The following is a 19,897-nucleotide window of genomic DNA, read 5'->3' on the forward strand; positions in this document are numbered from 1 at the left end:
CGCGCAAAGTCCCCCACTCGCCACCGTATGTCAATGCAACGATGGCAGGTGGGGGATGAAGTTTATGCAAGCGCCCTCTTATTGGTAGAGGGCGCTAGAAACCCGAGCAGATTACTCTGCGGACTCCTCAGAAGCTTCTGCTTCAGCGTCTGCTTCGCCGGCAGCAGCAGCGGCAGCCTCAGCTGCAGCAGCCTCTTCAGCTTCCTTCTTCTTCTTTGCTTCTTCCTTGGCCTTCTTCTTTTCGGTGATGGCCTCGATGGTTGGGCCGTTATTAGCCTCAGCCAATGCCTCGTTGAAGAGGTCCAGCTTGGACTTCTTCTCCTCAGCAACCTTCAGGGTGCCCTCTGCGCCCGGCAGGCCCTTGTGCTTCTGCCAGTCACCGGTGACCTTCAGCAGTGCCAAGACCGGCTCGGTGGGCTGTGCACCAACGGACAACCAGTGCTGTGCGCGCTCGGAGTCGATCTTGATGAGGGAAGGCTCTTCCTTCGGGTGGTAGATGCCGATGTTCTCGATGACCTTGCCGCTGCGGCGGGTACGAGCATCAGCGATAACTACGCGGTATTCAGCGGCGCGGATCTTACCTACGCGCTGCAGTTTAATTTTGACAGCCATGATGGCTCCTTTTCTAGTCACTGGGCAGTTCAGACACGCGCCTTTTAGCGCGCCGGTTCAACCCTTGGATTTTATCTGCGCGTGACGTACCGGCCGACCGTAGACGGGAACGGTGTTACGCAGAATGAAACGTCTCATTATCAGCAGCAATTCGCACCGCTGCGATAACCTGAACCATTTTAGCGTGTGCAGGCAGTATTTTAAAATCTCCGCTTCCCTACGCTTAGCCTGGGCTCGTTATGCTTCCGAGACCTTTAAAGAGTACCCTTATGAGCCGAATGCAATCCTTTGACCCTGAAGGCTTAAAAGTACGCCGCGTTTGTGCCTCCCACGGACAAGCGCACGAAATGACGTTTTATGACAACAGATTCCCCACGCAACTTTCGATATCGCTATGACCTCGACGGTCTGCGCGGTATCGCAATTGGCCTCGTAGTTATCTACCACGTCTTTGTCGGTCGTGTCTCTGGCGGCGTGGATGTCTTTTTATTGCTTTCCGGTTATTTCTTCTTAGGCTCCCAGCTGCGCTATGCCGGAAAACCCAACGCGTCCTTGAACCCATGGTGGCCAATCTGGCGCACACTGCGCCGCTTGGTGCCAAGCCTCGTTTTGGTCATCGGTGTGACGTACATCTTGGTACGCCTTTTCACGCCGCAGCTCATGCGCACCGAATTTACCCAGCAAATTACGGCAACCATGCTGTACTACCAGAACTGGGAGTTGGCGCGCCAAAACGCCGACTACACGGCGGCCGCCGCCGATACTTCCCCGCTGCAGCATATGTGGTCGATGTCCGTGCAGGGCCAGTTCTACCTGATGGGCATCGCCTTCGCCCTCATTCTGGCCGCGATAATGAAGCTGCGCCCGCAGGAGTCCTCGCTGCGTACCAGCCGCCTCCCCACGGTCAACCAGATTGCCGGTCCCATTCTCATCGTGGTGACCATCGCTTCCTTTGCCTATGCCTCGCGCCATGGGCTGCACGGAACGCCGGAAAACTACTACTCCACGTGGTCGCGCGCTTGGGAGCTGACCCTCGGCGCGGTACTTGCTATTTACGGCTCCGCCTGGAAGATTCCGGCCCGTTTTTATGACCTATTTACCGGCCTCGGCCTTTTCATGTTGGTCTTTACCGGCGCCATCATCGCAGAGACCACCGCCTATCCAGGTCCGCTATCGCTGTTGCCTCTGGGCGGCGCCGTGCTCATCATCTTGGGCGGTGGCGGCAAGATCTCCAAGGCCATGGCTTCTGGAAAGGCGCGTTGGCTAGGCGATGTCGCCTATCCGCTATACCTCTGGCACTGGCCGCTGCTCATTTTGTCCACCTCGTACTTGGGTCAGCAGACCCCGTCGTGGTGGCTGGGCATCATTATCATTGCCATCTCCCTGCTGCTTGCCGATGCCACGCACCGCTTCATCGAGCGCCCCTTGCGCCAGCACCGCAAGCGCCCCTTGGCAGAGGACCTTCCAGCCCACAAGGCAATCTCCGGCCTGTCCACCCGTGCCGGGGCCGGTCGGGCCATCGGCGGTGTCGTGGTCGCCAGCTGTGTCACCGCACTGCTTCTCATTCAGCCGCTGTGGCTGCGCACGCTGAATATCGCCGATGCGGAGATTCTCAACCCCAAGCAATATCCGGGCGCCACCACGTTCATTAATGACATCACTCCGCCAGATGGCGTAGAGATCAAACCTGATCCCATCGTGGCCGGGGGCATCCAGCCGCCGGTCGCCGCAAACTGGTGCTTTGTTCCCGATAGCCAGCCCGCCGATTTCTTCTTTGAAACGCGCAGGGACGGCAAGACGCCGTGCATTTTCGGCGATACCAATTCCGAAAAAGAAGTCTATTTGGTGGGAGGATCCCACGCGGAACAATACTCCTCCGCCCTCGACCACTTGGGCCGCGAGATGGGCTTTAAGCTCGTCCCCCTCCTGCGCCAAGGCTGCCCAATCGAGCTTGGCGATGACGTCACGGTCAGCCCCGAGTGCGCAGAGTGGGGCGAGCTGGTCATGGACCGCATTGCCGAGGCCCACCCAGCGCTGGTTATTTCCAATACCACCCGCCCGCAAAACGAATATGGGCATGGCCCCGATGCGGTGCCCGCCGGTTACCAAGCCTTCTGGGAAGAACTATCCAAGCGCGATATCCCCTTCCTGGGCTTCCGCGATAACCCGTGGGGATTCGATGAAGACGGGGAGCCGCGCGAATTCGATGAGTGCTACGTAGCCAACGAGGATGCTGTGGGCTGTGGCATGCGATTCGAGCAGGTCTACCAACCTTATGATCCAGGCGCTGTAGTCCTATCGCAGTATGAGAACATGCTGTCCCTCGATACCGCGCCGTGGTTCTGCGACGCCAATGGCGATTGCCCGGTGGTCATTGGCAACACCATGGTCTACCGCGATATGCACCACATCACCAATGCCTTCGCGGATTCCGCGATACCGATGATCCGAGAAGCCCTCACGCCCTTCTTGAACGGCGAAAAGGTCCAGCAAGAGGCACCGGAAATCTCCCCCGAAGAGGCGGAGGCAGCGTTAGAGGAATCGCCGGCTGCCCCCACCACCGGTGGCACGCGGCGCGCCAACCCGGTGCCGTACCCCAATACCCCGGAAAACGATCCGGTGTAAACGCTCCCCCGCGATGGCACGCACAAAGGTGGCCCCATTACCTGTGAAGTAATGGGGCCACCTTTTATTTATGACTCTGCGCGGCTACTTCTTGCCCTTGCCAAAGTTGAGGTTATCGAGGTCGATATTCTCCATGCCTTTGGGCATCTTGGGCATGCCGGGGATCTTTCCACCGCCGAGGCCACCGGCACCGCCGGCGCCGCCCATTTGCTGCTGCAGCTGCTGTAGCTCTTCCATCGACGGCATCCCGCCGCCCATGCCCGGCATACCGCCCGGCATCTTGGGGCCGCGGTTGCCACCGCCGCCCTTGCCCTTCTTGCGCTTGCCGTTTTTGCCCTTGCGGCCCTTGGGCTTCTTCTTGGTGGCAGAGCGACCGCCACCGCCCATGCCAAATTGCCCGGCCATCTTGGACATCATCTTCTTGGCCTGGTTGAAGCGCTCGATGAGCTGGTTGACCTCGGACACGCTCACACCGGAACCATTGGCGATGCGCTTGCGGCGCGACGCGTTCAGAATCTTTGGGTTCTCGCGTTCTTCTGGGGTCATACCGCGGATGATCGCCTGGATGCGGTCCAGCTGCTTTTCATCCACCATGGCGGCCATCTCATTCATCTGCTTGCCGCCAGGCATCATCTTCAGCAGGTTGCCAATCGGACCCATCTTGCGGATCATCAGCATCTGATCAAGGAAATCATTCAGCGTGAGCTCGCCGGAGCCCAGCTTGGAGGCTGCTTCCTCGGCCTTCTGGTGGTCCAAGGTGGCTTCCGCCTGCTCAATCAGGGAGAGCAGGTCACCCATGCCCAGGATGCGGCTGGACATGCGCTCTGGGTGGAAGACATCGAAATCATCGAGCTTCTCGCCGGTAGAGGCATACAAAATTGGTTTGCCGGTGACCTCACGAATGGACAGCGCTGCACCACCGCGGGCGTCACCATCCAGCTTCGTGAGAACCACGCCGGTAAAGTCCACGCCATCGCGGAAGGCCTCCGCCGTTTGCACGGCGTCTTGACCAATCATGGAATCGATGACGAAGAGAACTTCATCTGGGTTGACGGCATCGCGGATATTGCGCGCCTGCGTCATCAAGGTTTCATCAATACCCAAGCGGCCGGCGGTATCGATGATGACCACATCGTGCTGCTTCTGCTTTGCCTCAGCAATACCGCGCTTGGCGACGTCCACCGGGTCCCCGTGCGAGGTACCCATCTCGTGGTCATTGGAATCCAGGGAGGTGCCTGGATCTGGGGCGAAGGTCGGGACCTCCGCGCGCTCGCCGACGATCTGCAGCTGCTGCACAGCGCCTGGGCGCTGCAAGTCACAGGCCACGAGCATGGGGGTGTGCCCCTGCTTCGTGAGGTGCTTGGCCAATTTACCGGCCAGGGTGGTTTTACCAGCACCCTGCAGACCGGCCAGCATGATGACGGTCGGAGGATTCTTGGCCAGGTTCAACCGGCGGGTTTCGCCGCCAAGGATCTCAATGAGTTCCTCATTGACGATCTTGACCACCTGTTGGGCGGGGTTGAGCGCCTCAGAGACTTCCGCGCCGCGGGCGCGTTCCTTGATGCGCTTGATAAACCCGCGCACCACCGTCAGAGAAACGTCAGCTTCCAGCAATGCCAAACGAATCTCACGAGTCGTGGCGTTGATATCCGCCTCAGTTAATTTGCCCTTGCCGCGCAGGCCCGCCAGGGCTGACTGTAGGCGGTCTGATAGTGAGTCAAACACTACGGATGCGCTCCCTTAAATTAGATCGATCTAAAGTTCAATTATTCAATCTTAGTCCCTAGCCAGGGCCCTGGTCACATTCCCCACCACCTGGGCGCGAGAAACCGAAGCGCCAAAGAAAACGTGCACAATCATCGTGGCACCCAGGATCTCATGGCGCAGCCACATAAACTCCGGCAAAGCCTCCACCAGATAGCCCAACGCGCCTATCCTCTCCACGGTGCGAATCTCTAAGATTCCGCCCACGTTAAACGCCGCCGTCGTGGGCTCACCTGCGATCTCAGGAAACTCGGTATATGTCCGCGAATTATAGGACTGGATAAACCGGTCCGGTTCCGCGGCCTCTCTCAGCGTCTTTTGCACGGTGCGGATGACAAATTCCGCCTGATAGTCACCAGCATCACCGCGCACGAAATTGGCCCGCACAATCGTCCACCCCAAGGCGGAAATCAGCGCAAAAATGCGCTTAAACTCTGCCTTATTGGCGCCGGACCAAGTTACGGTGACCACTTCCTCTTGCCAATCGACCGCCAGGCCTACCCCGTAATCGTCCTGGGGAACGCGAACTAAAGGGCGGGTGACTATGCGAGGCTTATTCGCTTCCAAAGCGCGGGCCACGATAAGGCCCTGCGCCTGCGCGGTGCGGGCGGACCAGACCCCAGGGCCCGTCGATAAGGCATCCGCCTTGGACAAGGTCGCAAGCAGCGAAATGGTCAATTGGTCATAATGGCAGGCGTTTAATAGGGCATCGCGCGCGGCATCCGAGCGCGGATCCATCGTGGCCGCCAATCGCGCCAGGCTCGTATGCTCTGCCACCACGGTTTGCACGCGGGAAATATCTGCAAGATTAAACCGCATGCGCGCGGCCTGCCGCGCCACCAGCTCTGCCCCTACCTGCTCGTGCGGGCGGTCATGACCCTTGCCCAAATCGTGATACAACGCAGCCAAGAGGAGGAGATCTGGGCGGGCCACCGATGTGCGCACCTCGGCGCAGCGCGTCACGGTGGCAACCAAGTGATAATCAACGGAATGCATGTGGCTGCGTTCTCTGGGCAGTAATCCGCGCACATGGCCCCATTCGGGGACTAAACGCTCCCACAGCCCATAGCGATCCAATTCTGCAACCACCCGTGGGGTATGGGCCGGCGAGGACAAGATGGCGAAAAAGTCATCGACGGCCGCCCGCGGCCATCGCTCCGGCAGGGGCGGCAGCTCTTGCAGTGCTCGCCACGTCGCCGCCGAGACGGAATAGCCCGTCCGCGCCGCGGCCGCCGCAACGCGGGTCAATAACCATGGATCTTCACAATTGGGTGTGCGGGCCAGGGAGATAACGGCGCCATCGGCCACGACGTCCACGTCGAGGGGACGTCGCACGCGGTCTCGCCCCTGCGCCGGACCAGCGCTGCGGCTACCCAAAACGCCGCGGGCTGTGGCCAAGCTACGCTCTACCGCCTCGTCGACCGCAGAGGCCGCAGTAACCAACGCCGCCGTGAGTTCATAGCGGCTGCTAAAGCCCAATTCATCGGCAACGTCTGCGGCGAAGTCCGGATCCAAAATATCGCGGTGGCGGCGGGCCTTGACATGCAGCAGGGTCCGGGCATCGAGTAGCAGCCGCCGCTCTTCCTCCAGCGCGGGCAGATCACATAGGTTGCCCAGGGCTAAAGCGCGCAGGAGCTGAATATCGCGCAATCCCCCACGCCCGTTTTTTAAGTCTGGGTTGGTCATGGTGGCAACGGCGCCGGAGCGGTTCCACCGGGCAATGGCGATATCGACGAAGCTATCAAAGCCCCGCTGCAGCTGCCGCCGCCACGCGTGCAGGAGGCGCTGACGGGCGTCATCGACAAGCGGCTTATCGCCTGCGATATACGTCAGATCCAATTGAGCGAAGCCAGCCGAGGCATCCTGCAGGGCAATCTCCGCGCACTCCTGCGGGGTACGCAGGGCAAAGTCCAACCGATACTTGGCATCCCACACCGGGTACCACAAGTTTTCTACCTGGCTGGGGTCTGGCTCGTGGTCCTCCGGGAAAATCAGGATGACATCAATATCGGAATAGGGAGTCATCTCCTGGCGGGCCACAGAGCCGGTTGCTGCTAGCGCCGTGTGCGGCGGCAGATCCAAATCCTGGAGTACGCGCACCGCCGCGGCATAAGCCTCCCTACGAAGAGCGGATGCTGTCACCATGTGTGCTTAAAGGGCGGTCTCGCCGCGCTCCCCGGTGCGGATGCGGATGACGTCTTCTACCGGGGTAATCCAAATCTTGCCATCGCCAATCTTGCCGGTATAAGCGGCATCCACGATGGCATCAATGAGGTCTTCCACTTGGTCATCAGCGGTCAAAACCTCCAGCTTCACCTTGGGCACAAAGTCCGTGGCGTACTCGGCACCGCGGTAGACCTCGCTGTGCCCGCTCTGCTGCCCAAAGCCCTGGCTTTCGGTCACGGTAAGGCCGTGGACATCCTGCTGTTTTAATGCCTCCCGGATATCCGGCAGAGTAAACGGTTTAACAATGGCGGTAATTAGTTTCATTTAATCCTCCTGAAGAAAAGTAAAGTTCAGCGGCCAAGCAAGGCGCGGATATGCTGCGTTCTAGTCTAGCCCCGCCCAACTTCCGAATGTGCCCGAATTACGGTGGCAATCGGTAAATCAAGCTAGGACCCGCTGCGCTAAGCACCGCGGCAGCGCAAAAGAAACGCGGGCCGCACACCTCCTTGGAGAAGGTACGCACCCGCGCTACTCATGAGGAAAGAACAACCCTAGATTTCGTCTTCATCTGCATAGACGGTCTGGATTTTCTCATTATTGTGTTTCGCGTGCTTGACGTCAGTAACCGCAACGCCATAGATGGAACGGCCCAGGTAGAACGAGCCCACCGAGCCGATAATCCACACGCCAAAGCAGGCAATGAGGCCCTTGATAAGAAGGCCCAAAGAAAAGCCATCTTGGCCAAAATCCACCACGAGCTTGGCGACGATAATAAGCGGTACCGCCAAACCCACGGTCGGGCCCATCAGGTTGGCACGGGTCAAGGCATCCGGCGCGCGCCACAAGGAGACCACGGTTGCCACCACGAGGATGGTGGCCACAATGAGCAAGACCGAAGCAATAATCTCGTAAACAGCCATGACTTATCGCCGACCTTTCGAAATAATGCGGGCCATAGACAAGGTCGGCAAAATACCGGCCGCGATGGCGCCAATCAAGGCAATGTCATAGGCCAAGGGGGCATTGTTGATCATTGACCAGCCGAGGTACATGCAGATCATGCCGTAAAAGACGATGTCTGACATCACCGCGCGGGTGAGTTCATCGCGGGTGCGCAGCGCTAATAGCACCCCGCACCAGGCGGCCCCGCCCATGATGAACACGCACACTAGTACAACCCAACCGAATGGGGACAATGTTGCAAAATCAATCATCGGTCGGTCTCCTTCCTGCGTTGAATTTTCCGGGCGAAGTGCTTGGGCTTTTCGACGTCCGCCTGGCTCTCCGAAAGCGGAGTGTCCTCCGCCCGCGCGAGGTCCGGCGAGCGCATATAGCGACCCAGGGTATCCAAGGGGAATTCGTAGAAAGCCTCATCGAGCTCCGTAGTATCCCCTTGCCCAGGAACGCCATAGTCGATGCTCTTCACGCGCGGTGCCAAGTGCTCTTCCATATCGGCCAAGTCAGCCACAATCGCCGCAGGATCGGAACCCTGTACCGCTTGTACTAGCACGATGCGGGGCAAGCCCTTGCGCGGTGGTTCGCGCAGTCCCAACGACAGCGTGCCAGGGGTTGCGGTAATGGAAGAGGTGAACCAGAAAATCTCCCAGGCGCTGGTAACGCGCAGTGGATACCGGATGATCACCGGGTGGTATTCGTTATCGGGCTTAAATGCTGACATCGCCAGGGTGAACCCAGCAACGAAAATCTCCTTGATGAGCCAGAGTGCATAAGCTACGGCATGCATTTATCGGCCCTCCTGAATGTCATCGATATTAGGTAGTGCGGCTGAATCATCGCCCAAGATGGTGTCAGTATAAGCCGTCGTGTCCAGCAGTTGCTCGGCTGCGGTTTCCACCGCATCAATAACCACGCCGGAGAAAATGAACATGCCCAGCGAGACCAAGATGAGCGCTGCGGAAGGCGCCATCAGCTTCTTGCGGATGATGAGCTCATCTGGAACCTTGTCCGAGGGCAAATCGTGTCCCCAGAAGGCTTCGCGCCAGACGCGCAACATCGCCAAGAATGCGGCGAAGGAAGCGATGATGATGGCGGCAATAGCAATCCAGGCCCAAGCGCCGCCGTTGCGGGCGACCTCGAAGACGATCATGAGCTTGCCCCACATGCCGGAGAATGGTGGGAAGCCCACCACGGAGAAGGCACCGGCGGCAAAAATCCAGGCGATGATGGTATCGCGGCGCGCGAGGCCGGATAGCTTGGTCAAGTCACCCGTACCGTAGGTCTCTTCGATGGCACCGGACGCCAGGATCAACGAGCCAACGGTCACCATGTGGTGAATCGTGTACATGATACCGGCGGCCAGGGCGCGGCTCGGATCCTCCGAAGTAAAGGCCAGCATCACCAAGATGAACGGCATGCCGTTGAGCATCTGGTAACCCAGCACGCGGCGAATGGTCTTTTCGGTCAGACCACCAAAGGCACCGATCATCATCGAGATCAGCATGAGGACGATGATAAGGACGTTCCACCGCTGCTCAAGATCGAAAAGCTGCACGTACAGCCGGTAGAGCATGTAGACGGCGACCTTCGTGTGCAGGCCGGAGAAAAGGCCCATCACCGCGGCCGACGTGCCTGGATAGGTACGCGGTAGCCAAGACTGCACCGGGAAGACACCGGCCTTGGCGGTAATCGCAATAAGGATAATGCCCGCGGCGACGGTGACCGGGCCGTTGCCGGCAGCGGCCCCCTGCAGGGCAGCCAGGTTAACCGAGCCGGTGACGGAATAGATATAACCGACACCAACCACCAGCAGCGTGGAGGCAAAAAGGTTAACGAGGACGAACGCGCGTCCTGCCGCCAAGCGCGACCACGTGCCCGACATGGTGATAAGGCCGTACGACGGCAGCAGCATGACCTCAATGAACACGAAGAAGTTAAAGAGGTCAGCGGTCAGCAGCGCACCGCACACACCAGTAATAAGGATCAGGGTGAGCGACGGATAGTAACGAGATTTCGTCTCCCCGCCCACGATGGCGAACCAGTTAGCACCAAAGGCCACGATCATCGTGGTGATGATCATCAGCGCGGAGAAGGCGTCCGCAACGAGCGGAATACCCACATTGCCTACGTAGAGGCCCACGGTATGCGCCACTACCCCATTGTTCATGGTGTAGATCAACAGTCCCAGGCCGGCGAAGACACCGACCCCGGGAATGATGAGCATGATCGCATCGCGGACGGCGCGCCACGGCGCCAGCAAGGCAAGAGCCGCGGCAATGAGCGGAATGCCCGGGAAAAGTGGAAGAAGTTGGGCTACAACATCAGCCATTATTTTTCATCCTCCTTCTTCCTATTTACCCCGCGCTCAGCCACGGGAGTGTCGTGGTCTACCCGGCCAATGCGATCGAGCTCATTCGCGGATTCTTCCAAAATCGCACGGTTCTGGGCATCGCGGCCCAAGGTAGAAAATGCGTGATCGATGGTGTTGTCATCGACGGGTTCCACCACATCGGTGTCATCGTTTTTACCCATCGCGGCCATGGTCAACAAGATGGTCGAGGTTGCCATGGAGATAACAACGGCCGTCAGCACGAATGCCTGCGGTAGCGGATCTGCCATCTGGTCATGCGGTACTTCCGAGGGAAAGGCTTCGCCTCGGTAGGAGTACACGCCAGTGGCCAACAAAGTCAGGTTGGCACCGTGGCCGAATGCCATCATGCCCAACACAATGCGGACCAAGCCGCGTTGCTGAATGAGATAGACGGCGCCACCGATGAGGATGGCGATAGTTAACGCGAGAATCATTACTTCTCCCCTCCTCGGTTGGCGTTAGAACGGCGACGTTGCTTTGTCTTTGTCTTTGCCTCTTTGGGGCTCAGCAAAGCGAGCGGATCCGTCGACGGGTTGATTGGGTCTGGATACGGATCGTCCGCATCCTCAACGGCGATGCGCGGCGTGGCCGGCAGGGCCGAGTCATCGTCATGAATCCACGGCAGGAAGTCCCGCTCGGTACCTGGCCTGAGGTAGCCGCCCAAGGCGTTGATGGCCATCGTGAGCATGCCCAACACGGCCAGGTAAATACCGAGGTCGAAGATGAGGGACGTCGTCCAGTGCTGGCCAAAGGCTTCACCGTGCAGGGCGGTGAGGAAACCACCATTGCCAAAGCCGTCGTGCCAGTAGCCAATAAAGCCTGCCAATAGCGCCGTTATGATGCCAATTCCGGTGAGGTGAACTGGGGTCATCCGGCCGAAGACAATTTCATCGGAGCCGCGGGACAGGTAGGTCAAGCCAATAGCCGCACCCATGATGAGCGCCGCTGGGAATCCACCGCCGGAGGAATTGTGCCCGCGGAAGAACACGATGACGGACATGATGATGAGCAAAGGAATGACAATATTGATTCCCTTGCGCAGCGGCACGGAGTTCAGCTGCGACTGACCGAATGGCGCTGGGCGCGTACCCGAGCTGAACGGGAAGCGCGGCAGCGTCGTGGTAATGGCTGCGATAACGACGGCGGCCATGCCCAACACGGACAGCTCGCCCAAAGTATCGAGTGCACGGAATTCCACGATGATGGTGGCCACGACGTTATCGCCACCCGTGATATCCGGTGCCTCGTCGAGGTACCACAGCGCCAAGTCCGAACGTTCGTGGCGGCCCATCAGGCCCCACACGCCGAGGAAGGCAGCGATACCGGCCAACACGGCGATAACGATGGAGCCTACCCTGCGGGATTTATCAGTAACCGGCTGGAAGGTCTCCGGCAGGTAACGCAGCACCATCATCATGACGACCACGGACAGGGCTTCCACCATGAACTGCGTCAGTGCCACGTCCGGTGCACCCAAGAGGAACATCTGCAAGGTAACGCCGGTACCTGCGATGCCGATCATGACGGCGCCGGTGAGGCGGTTCTTGGTACGAACCAGCCCGAATACGGACAAGGCAATGATGCCCAACGGCAGCAGGTCCCACGGGTTATCGAGACCATCGACGCGCGGTTGCAGCGGTACGCCGTCGACGCCCTCACCAAACAAGGTAGTACCGGCGAGGACGATAATCACGATGACAATCGGCAGGATGTGCCGGGACGGGTTGTGGGAATCGGACATCTTGCCCAATACCTGGCCGAGCTTGGCGCAGCCATCCTGCAGGCTTTGCAGGAGCTCGTTGCCGCTGCGCGGCATGAAGTTCCGGCCCTCGAAAGCCGGCCACATCTTCTTGCGGGCAAAGAGACCAGCGATACCGGCCACCAGCACGAGAATCGAGATGATGAATGGCACGTTGATTCTATGCCATACCGCAAGGTGAGAATGCGTTTCCATGCCCACAGCGGCAACGGCATGCTCCAAAGGCTCATCGAAAATACCCAGGACGAAGACGAGCGGCAGGGACATAAAGCCCGGTAGCGCAGCAGGAAGCCACAGGGCAACTGGGGCTTCGTGGACATCGTCCATAGAGCGCGGCCCATCGAAGAATGCACCGAAGACGATCTTTGCCGAGTAGGTGAAGGTAAAGAACGCACCGATACCCGCCACGGCAAGCAAGATTGCTTGGCCTGCGCCGCCAATGGGGGCATCCTCGAAGGCGGTAAGCATGCCTTCCTTGGACACGAAGCCCAGCAGCGGAGGAACCGCAGCCATGGAGGCGGCGCCGATGACGACAGAGCCAAACGTCCACGGCATCTTATTCCACAGCGGGCCAAGGCGACGGATATCGCGCGAACCCGCTTCATGGTCAATGACGCCGATGAGCATGAAGAGCGAGGACTTAAAGAGCGCGTGTGCCAGGGTGTGCACCAGTGCTGCCCCAATAGCGAACGGGGTACCGACACCGATGGTGGCCACAATCCAACCCAGGTGAGACACGGTGGAATAAGCGGTCAGCTTCTTCAAGTCCGTCTTTTGCACCGCGAATACCGCGGACATAACAGCCGTGCCCATACCGACGACGATGAGCACCCAGTTCCACACGGCGACATCGTAGAAGATCGTGGAGAAGCGAATAAGCAAGTAGATGCCCGCCTTGACCACGGCCGCGGCGTGCAGGAACGCCGAGACTGGCGTCGCAGCAGCCATAGCTTCTGGCAGCCAGAAGTGGAATGGGAATTGAGCGGACTTGGTAAAGGCGGACGCCGCGATAAGCACGGCAACGCTTGCGGTCACGCCTGGACGGTCGTCCCATACCGAGGATGCGAGGATCTCAGAAATGGTGGTCGAACCGGTGGTCACTGCGGCAATACCCAATGCCGTCAATAGTGTAAGGCCACCGATGAACGTCAGGATTAAGGTACGCTGTGAACCTGCCTCTCCCCCGGAGCCAGAACGCGCAATGAGCATGAAGGAAGCCAAGGAGACAAGCTCCCAGGCGAGGAATAGGACAACAACGTCATTGGCCAGAACCAGCAACAAGATGGACAGCGTAAACGCCGTCATCAATGTATAAAAGCTCGTATTTCCCTCATTTTTCGGGAGATACGCTGCCGAGTAGGTCAACACGACAGCGCCAATGACAAGAGCCAACATGGCGAAGAAGATGCTCAAAGCATCTCCGCGCAGAGCGAAACTTACATCAACCCCCGGTGCAATAAAATCGCGTACCCAGGTGGCTTGGAAACTGAGTTCCTCCCCCGCTGCAATGGCAGAAAAATCCTTAGCAATGAGCACCGCTGCGATGAGAAAGAGGACGGCTAATGGATAGCCCGCCTGTCGGTCCATGACCTTTACGGTCACCGGTGCCAAGATCACTGCCAATGCTGCGAGGAGGACAGCAAAAAGTAGCGTCACGAAATACTTGCCTCACGAACCTTGGTCTTGGAATGGTGCGAATTTCGCACCGAATCACTAAATACAGCCCTACCAGATTACCATTGCTCACCAGCTCAATGCAGATCACAGCAATCCACGGCTCCCCATGCTCGCAGGACATACCTGCAAGGCACATAGGCGCGAAAAACTCCCCAGCACCCGCGACTACTTCATTTTATGAGCAGCCAGGTACTGGGGAGTTATCTAAAACGGTTGAGGGAGAAGACCCTATTTCTCACCTAACAAGGCATCGACGAATCCTTCAACTTCGAATGGCGCAAGGTCATCGGCGCCCTCACCCAAGCCCACAAGCTTGACTGGAACGCCCAATTCCTCTTGCACTTGGAAGACGATGCCGCCCTTCGCCGTGCCATCCAGCTTGGTGAGCACCACGCCGGAAATATCCACGACCTCGCGGAAAATGCGAGCCTGTGCCAGGCCGTTTTGGCCCACCGTGGCATCGAGAACCAAGAGGACCTCATCAACCTCGGTCTTCTTTTCTACGACGCGCTTGACCTTGCCCAGCTGATCCATCAGGTCCGTCGAGGTGTGCAGGCGGCCGGCCGTATCGACCAAGACGACATCGACCTGCTGTTCCACGCCGGTGGCCACGGCATCAAAGGCCACGGAGGCTGGGTCTGCGCCTTCCTTGCCGCGCACGGTTTCGGCGCCCACGCGGCGTCCCCACGTTTCTAGCTGGTCTGCAGCCGCAGCACGGAACGTATCTGCCGCACCCAACAGGACGCTGTGATCCATCGATACGAGGACGCGGGCGAGCTTACCGGTGGTGGTGGTCTTACCGGTGCCGTTGACGCCTACGACCATGACAATGGCGGGCTTTCCGTCATTGGGCATCGCGCGAATCGAGCGATCCATTTCTGGGTGGCAGGCCTCGATGAGGCATTCACGCAGCATCGCACGCGCCTCTTCCTCGCTCGACACGCCACGCTCAGCGATCTTGTCACGCAAAGAATCGGTGACCTTCATCGTGGACTTGGTGCCCAGATCCGCCATGATGAGGGTATCTTCGATTTCCTCCCAAGCGTCTTCGTCCAGATCACCTGCGGAAAGAATTCCCATCAGCCCCTGGCCGATGGCGTTCTGGGAACGAGAGAGGCGACCGCGCAGCCGGCCGAGACGGCCGCCTGCCGGAGCGATGTCTTCGGTGGGCTGGCCCGCCGCAGCAGGTTCGCCATCAGGCACAGGGGTTTGTTCTTTGGCTGCTTCTGCAGCATCCGTTTGTGCATCGGCGGCAGCCGCAGCTTCTTCGGCTTCCTCGCGGTTATCAACGCGTTCTTCGATGTGGTCAGCGTCTTTATCATCTACCACCGCATCGAAGACCGGCGATTCGTCTTCTACCTCGGCGGCCTCGACGGATACAACGTCTTCTGGGTCTTTTTCTTCATGGTCCGGCTCGCCGCGGTGCCGATCGTCTGTGCCTTCTGCTGCGGGTTTCTCGGCTGCAGCTGGGGCGGATTGCTCGCTGCCCTTTGCTTCTTTATCCTCTGCTTCCGCCTCACCGGAAGCAGGTGTGGAAGCCTGCGCGGAATCCGGCTTATCAGATTGGTCAGTTGCCTGATCTGCAGGTTCCTTATCCGCATCATCTGCGGCGGATTCCTGGCGGTCACCAGAGGCTGCAGAAGCGGCGGAGCCGACTCCCCCAGCTGCGGCCGCAGCGGCAGCGGCCGTACCGGCAGTGCCCTTACCTTCAGTCTTATCCGCCGCAGGCTTATCCGCGGCAGGCTTGGACTCCGCTTCCGAAGTGGAAGCAGACTCGGATTTGGACTCGGACTTAGCCTCATCGCCAGCGACGTCGGCTTTTCCTGTGTCCTTATCCTGGTTGGGTACGTCGCCGTCTTCTGCAGGTTTCTTGGATTCCGCGGGCTCTGCGGACTTCTTCGGCTGCTCGTCAGCTGCAGGTTCTTGGCGCTGCGGTTCTTCCTGCTTGGCCTCCTTTGTGGAGGCAGCGTCCTTATCCTTAGCCGGTTCAGGTCGCTTGGCCGCCGGTGGCTCTTCGCCGTTGAGCTGCGCATTGGCGATATCGGTAGCGCTCGGCTCCGATTGCTCCGATTTCTCCGAGGACTCCGGCTGCTGCTCCTGCTTAGCCTGCTGTGGCTGGGCCTGCTGCGGCTTCCCCTGCGCTACCTTTTCGGGTTCTTTTGAGCCCGCTGGGGCAAAGTTGAAGCCAGACTTGGCCTGGTAATTGCCGGACTTTTGCTCCTGCGTTAGCTGCTTAGGCTCTTCTTCCTTGGGTTTCTCGAAAGAAACCTTCTTGGATTCACCGCGCTTTTTGCCAATTGCAATAAAGACGACAATCAGCACAATGACAACGATTGCTATGCCGATCCATAACCATAAAGAATTCATGCCTCTATAGTGCCAGCCTTTCGGGCTTGCGGCACAAAAGGGAGGCGAAAACTTCTATTCCGTTGACTGCGGCGTACCACCTGAGTTCGGCGCATCAACCCCAAGCCGCATCGCATCCCGGCTTGCTTGCTCGGCTCCCGGCGCGAGCCCGGCTGGATTCATGCGCTGGGAGATGACCCGGGTGATGCCATCGCCGCGCATGGTTACGCCATAGAGGACATTGGCCACATCCATGGTGGGCTTTTGGTGCGTGATGACGATGAGCTGGGAATCCTTCCGCAATTCCTCAAATAGGGCGATGAGCCGGCGCAGGTTGACATCATCAAGCGCTGCCTCGACCTCATCCATGACGTAGAACGGGCTGGGGCGCGCGCGGAAGATCGCCACGAGCATGGCCAGTGCGGTAAGGGATTTTTCGCCGCCGGAAAGCAGCGATAGGCGCTTGACCTTCTTGCCTGGCGGGCGGGCTTCGACCTCAATGCCGGTGGTGAGCATGTCTTCGGGCTCGGTAAGGATCAACCGGCCCTCTCCACCCGGGAAAAGGGTATTGAATACCTTGGGAAATTCGGCTTCCACATCCCGCCAGGCATCGGTAAATAGCTGCAGGATTTGCTTATCCACATCCGAAATTACCCCGGCGAGGTCCTGACGGGCTTGGATGACGTCATCGAGCTGCGTGGACAGGTAGCTGTATCGCTCTTCCAGCGCCTTATATTCTTCCAAGGCCAAGGGGTTGACCTTGCCCAGCGAGTTCAGATCCTTTTCTGCCTGCTGCAGCCGCGACTTTTCGGCGCTGCGGTCGAAATCTTCGCCCGGGGTGAAATCGCGCAAGAGGTCTGCGATGGCGATGCCCAGCTGTTCGCCGATCTTTTTCTCGGCTTCATCCAGGCGCACCTGTGCCTGCGAGCGGGCCAGTTCTGCTTCATGCGCCCGCGCGGTTAGCCGGTCGCTATTTTGGCGTGCGGCCGATACCGCCTGCTTGGCTTGCTGCAATTGGGAATTTAAGGAGTTGCGCTCGTGTACAAACTCATCGCGCTCGGAGGTGGCGCGACTTAAAAGCTGGTTCGCCCGCGCGGCCAAATCCTGTGCGTGTCGCGCCACTGCCGATGCCAATTGCCCCTGCGCCTTGCGGCGAGCCATGGCCTGTTCATGGCGGGCCTTCGCCTGGCGTTCGTGTTGGGCCTGACGCCGTAAATTATCGGCCTTGCCGGCAACTTGGCCCACGCGCTCTTGCGCCGATCGGGCCGCGACTTGGGCCTCCATTTCCATGGACTTTACCTCTTCCAGCGCGGCCGAGGCGGCGTCCCTATCGGCGGACGAGGGCTCGTCTGGTTGATCGTCGGCGTCGACGCGGGCGAGCCTATCGCGGGCATCGGCAAGCTCCTGGTTGGCTTTCTGCAGCCGGATCTCGATCTCAGTGGCGCGCTGCGCGGATTTTTCCAGCTCCGCCTTATTCGCCTCGTACTGCTTCTCCAGGCGGTGATGATCGCGCTTCCAGGCATCGACTTCGGTATCGTGCTCCCGCAACGCGGCCTTGGCGGACGCGGCCGTCACGCGGGCATCCTCGGCGGCAATCTTTGCCCCCTCCAGGGTGCCGGAAAGCTCATGCAGGGCTTGATTTGCCTGCTCTAGCTCTTCTTCAGCCTCCGCGATGCGGGCGGTGACCTCCACGGTAGACGAGGAACCGGTGCCGACCTCGACCCAGCCTTCGCCGATGACAACGCCGGAGGCGGTCACGGCACGCAGGCGCGGATCCTCGGAGACGAGGCGCCGGCCGTGGGCAATATCGGGGACGAGGACGACATCGGCAAGCAGCCTGTGTAACGCCGCCGACACCGCAGATTGGACCGTTATGTGATCCAGCAACCAGGAGGTCTGCGGCGGCAGATCGGCATCGACGCGCCACGAGCTCGCAGGCGCTGCCGCCGCCGCATCCAGCAGCGCTGAGCGCGGGCCCTTCTCCAAATCCGCAATCAAGCCCTCGGTCAACTGCCCTGCCTGCGCCTCCGCAAAGGTGCCCAACGCGGCCGCAACCGCCGATTCATAGGTGGTGGAAATATACGCGGCCAATGGCTGGAATTCTTCGCCCACCTCGACCGACTCGGGAATGGTCTGAGACAGCGTATCGATGCGGGACCGCAGCGTATAGACACTGCGCTCGCGCTCGCGCTGGGCATCGCGGAGCTGATCCAAGCGCTTATCGGCAGCACCGGACTCGCTGGCAGCCCGCGTATGCGCCTCCTCCAAAGGCTGGCGCTCCGCGGCATAATTATCCAGCTTCTGCGCTACCTCAGCAGCTTCTGCCTGCGCATTCTGGGTGCGGCGCTGCAGCGAAGCCACGGCCTCTTCCTGCCGCGTCAACTCCTCTTCCGCGCTGGCTACCTGCCCCGCCGCCTTTTCCTCGGCGGCAAAAAGGCGCACCACGCCCTCGCGGCGATCCGCAATGGCACGCACCTGTGCCATATGTTCGTGCTCGGCGGCCTCGAATGCTTGCCGACGCTCCGCCACTTCCTCCCGGATGCTTTCTAACCGCTCCGCGGCTTCTTCCGCCGCCACCACGAGCTCCTCGTGCTCCTCGTCCGCGCGCGCCGCCTTGGCCTCTAAATCATCCGGATCCTGGCCGGCATAAGCGACCTGGGACCCGGCATTATCCGCCCGCTCCTCCGCGATGCGCTGGGTCGCCGCAATGCGCTCGGACAAGGTGGAGAGATCAAACCACAGTTTTTGGGCGGCTTCCGCTTGCGGATTGACCTCCTCTAGCTGGGTTTCCAGCTCCATTTGGTGCTCGGTCGCCTCTTCGAGCTGCGCCGTGGTCTCTTCCACCTGGGTGGATAGGGCCGTCGCGGTCTGCTCGGCAGCGGAAAGCTTCTGCCGCAGGCCGACGATGCGATCTCCGGCCAGGCGCAGGCGCGCATCGCGCACATCCGCCTGCACTGTTGCCGCGCGCTGGGCGGCTTCTGCCTGCCGCGCCAAGGGCTTGAGCTGTTTTCCCAGCTCATCGGTCAAATCCTGCAGGCGGTCCAAATTGGCCTGCATGCCCGTCAGCTTGCGCTGGGCCTTTTCTTTGCGGCGGCGGTGTTTGAGGACACCTGCGGCTTCCTCGATATAGGAGCGGCGATCCTCGGGGCGCGATTCCAGGATTTCAGAAAGCTTGCCCTGCCCCACGATGATGTGCATTTCCCGGCCAATGCCGGAATCAGAAAGCAGCTCCTGGATATCCATCAACCGGGCCTTTGCCCCGTTGATTTCGTATTCGCTCGCGCCATCGCGGAACATGCGGCGGGTAACGGATACCTCGGAGTACTCGATGGGCAGGGCACCATCGGCATTATCGATGGTGAGCGTAACCTCGGCCCTGCCCAATTGCTTGCGGTCGCCCGCACCGGCGAAGATGACGTCTTGCATCTTGCCGCCGCGCAGGGTTTTCGCGCTGGCTTCTCCCATGACCCACGCAAGGGCATCGACCACGTTGGACTTACCGGAACCATTCGGGCCGACGACGGCGCAGATGCCCGGCTCAAATTTGAGAGACGTCGCCGACGCGAATGACTTAAAGCCTTTGAGCGTCAGCGATTTCAGGTGCATTTGGGATAGTGTAG

At 59.7% G+C, this 19,897-nt stretch carries 13 protein-coding genes; 1 reads left to right on the forward strand and 12 read right to left on the reverse strand.

Annotated elements, in window-relative coordinates:
* Positions 1–111: 111 nt before the first annotated feature.
* Positions 112–612, reverse strand: coding sequence for a 30S ribosomal protein S16 (gene rpsP / locus ACP8IT_RS07810; protein ID WP_005283672.1), 501 nt, complete (start codon positions 610–612; stop codon positions 112–114).
* A gap of 357 nt (positions 613–969) precedes the next feature.
* Here rpsP and ACP8IT_RS07815 point away from each other — a divergent pair, with 357 nt between their 5' ends.
* Positions 970–3,237 carry an acyltransferase family protein gene (locus ACP8IT_RS07815; protein ID WP_490289865.1) on the forward strand — a complete coding sequence of 756 codons (2,268 nt, stop codon included), beginning with the start codon at positions 970–972 and terminating at the stop codon, positions 3,235–3,237.
* Between the two features lie 84 nt (positions 3,238–3,321).
* On the opposite strand, the gene ffh is transcribed toward ACP8IT_RS07815, so the two are convergent.
* The 11 genes from ffh to smc all read right to left on the reverse strand — a co-directional run bounded on the left by ffh (position 3,322) and on the right by smc (position 19,883).
* Positions 3,322–4,962, reverse strand: a complete 1,641-nt coding sequence (gene ffh / locus ACP8IT_RS07820) for a signal recognition particle protein (RefSeq protein ID WP_005278622.1) — start codon at positions 4,960–4,962, stop codon at positions 3,322–3,324.
* 51 nt (positions 4,963–5,013) lie between these two features.
* Complete coding sequence (locus ACP8IT_RS07825) at positions 5,014–7,146, reverse strand: [protein-PII] uridylyltransferase (protein WP_490289866.1); 2,133 nt, start codon at positions 7,144–7,146, stop codon at positions 5,014–5,016.
* A 6-nt stretch (positions 7,147–7,152) separates the two neighbouring features.
* Positions 7,153–7,491 (reverse strand): P-II family nitrogen regulator, encoded by a 339-nt coding sequence (locus ACP8IT_RS07830; protein ID WP_005278617.1) that lies wholly within the window; start codon positions 7,489–7,491, stop codon positions 7,153–7,155.
* Between the two features lie 227 nt (positions 7,492–7,718).
* Positions 7,719–8,087 (reverse strand): Na+/H+ antiporter subunit G, encoded by a 369-nt coding sequence (locus ACP8IT_RS07835; RefSeq protein WP_126319319.1) that lies wholly within the window; start codon positions 8,085–8,087, stop codon positions 7,719–7,721.
* Between the two features lie 3 nt (positions 8,088–8,090).
* A complete protein-coding gene (locus ACP8IT_RS07840; RefSeq protein WP_005278611.1) occupies positions 8,091–8,381 on the reverse strand; it encodes a cation:proton antiporter in 291 nt (96 codons plus the stop codon).
* Positions 8,378–8,911: a monovalent cation/H+ antiporter subunit E gene (locus ACP8IT_RS07845; protein WP_284642116.1), complete on the reverse strand. Its 534-nt coding sequence runs from the start codon at positions 8,909–8,911 to the stop codon at positions 8,378–8,380. Before ACP8IT_RS07845 ends, ACP8IT_RS07840 begins: the two co-directional genes overlap by 4 nt.
* Positions 8,912–10,453, reverse strand: coding sequence for a monovalent cation/H+ antiporter subunit D family protein (locus tag ACP8IT_RS07850; RefSeq protein ID WP_005278607.1), 1,542 nt, complete (start codon positions 10,451–10,453; stop codon positions 8,912–8,914).
* Positions 10,453–10,929, reverse strand: coding sequence for a sodium:proton antiporter (locus tag ACP8IT_RS07855; RefSeq protein ID WP_005278605.1), 477 nt, complete (start codon positions 10,927–10,929; stop codon positions 10,453–10,455). Before ACP8IT_RS07855 ends, ACP8IT_RS07850 begins: the two co-directional genes overlap by 1 nt.
* Positions 10,929–13,910, reverse strand: a complete 2,982-nt coding sequence (locus ACP8IT_RS07860) for a DUF4040 family protein (protein WP_490289867.1) — start codon at positions 13,908–13,910, stop codon at positions 10,929–10,931. The genes ACP8IT_RS07855 and ACP8IT_RS07860 overlap by 1 nt, the downstream gene beginning before the upstream one ends.
* Before the next feature lie 249 nt (positions 13,911–14,159).
* Positions 14,160–16,298, reverse strand: coding sequence for a signal recognition particle-docking protein FtsY (ftsY, locus tag ACP8IT_RS07865; protein WP_023028933.1), 2,139 nt, complete (start codon positions 16,296–16,298; stop codon positions 14,160–14,162).
* 54 nt (positions 16,299–16,352) lie between these two features.
* Entirely contained in the window at positions 16,353–19,883 is a 3,531-nt protein-coding gene (gene smc / locus ACP8IT_RS07870; protein ID WP_490289868.1) for a chromosome segregation protein SMC, read from the reverse strand.
* Positions 19,884–19,897: the final 14 nt, after the last annotated feature.

This window comes from Corynebacterium sp. LaCa_23 (genome assembly GCF_058182375.1).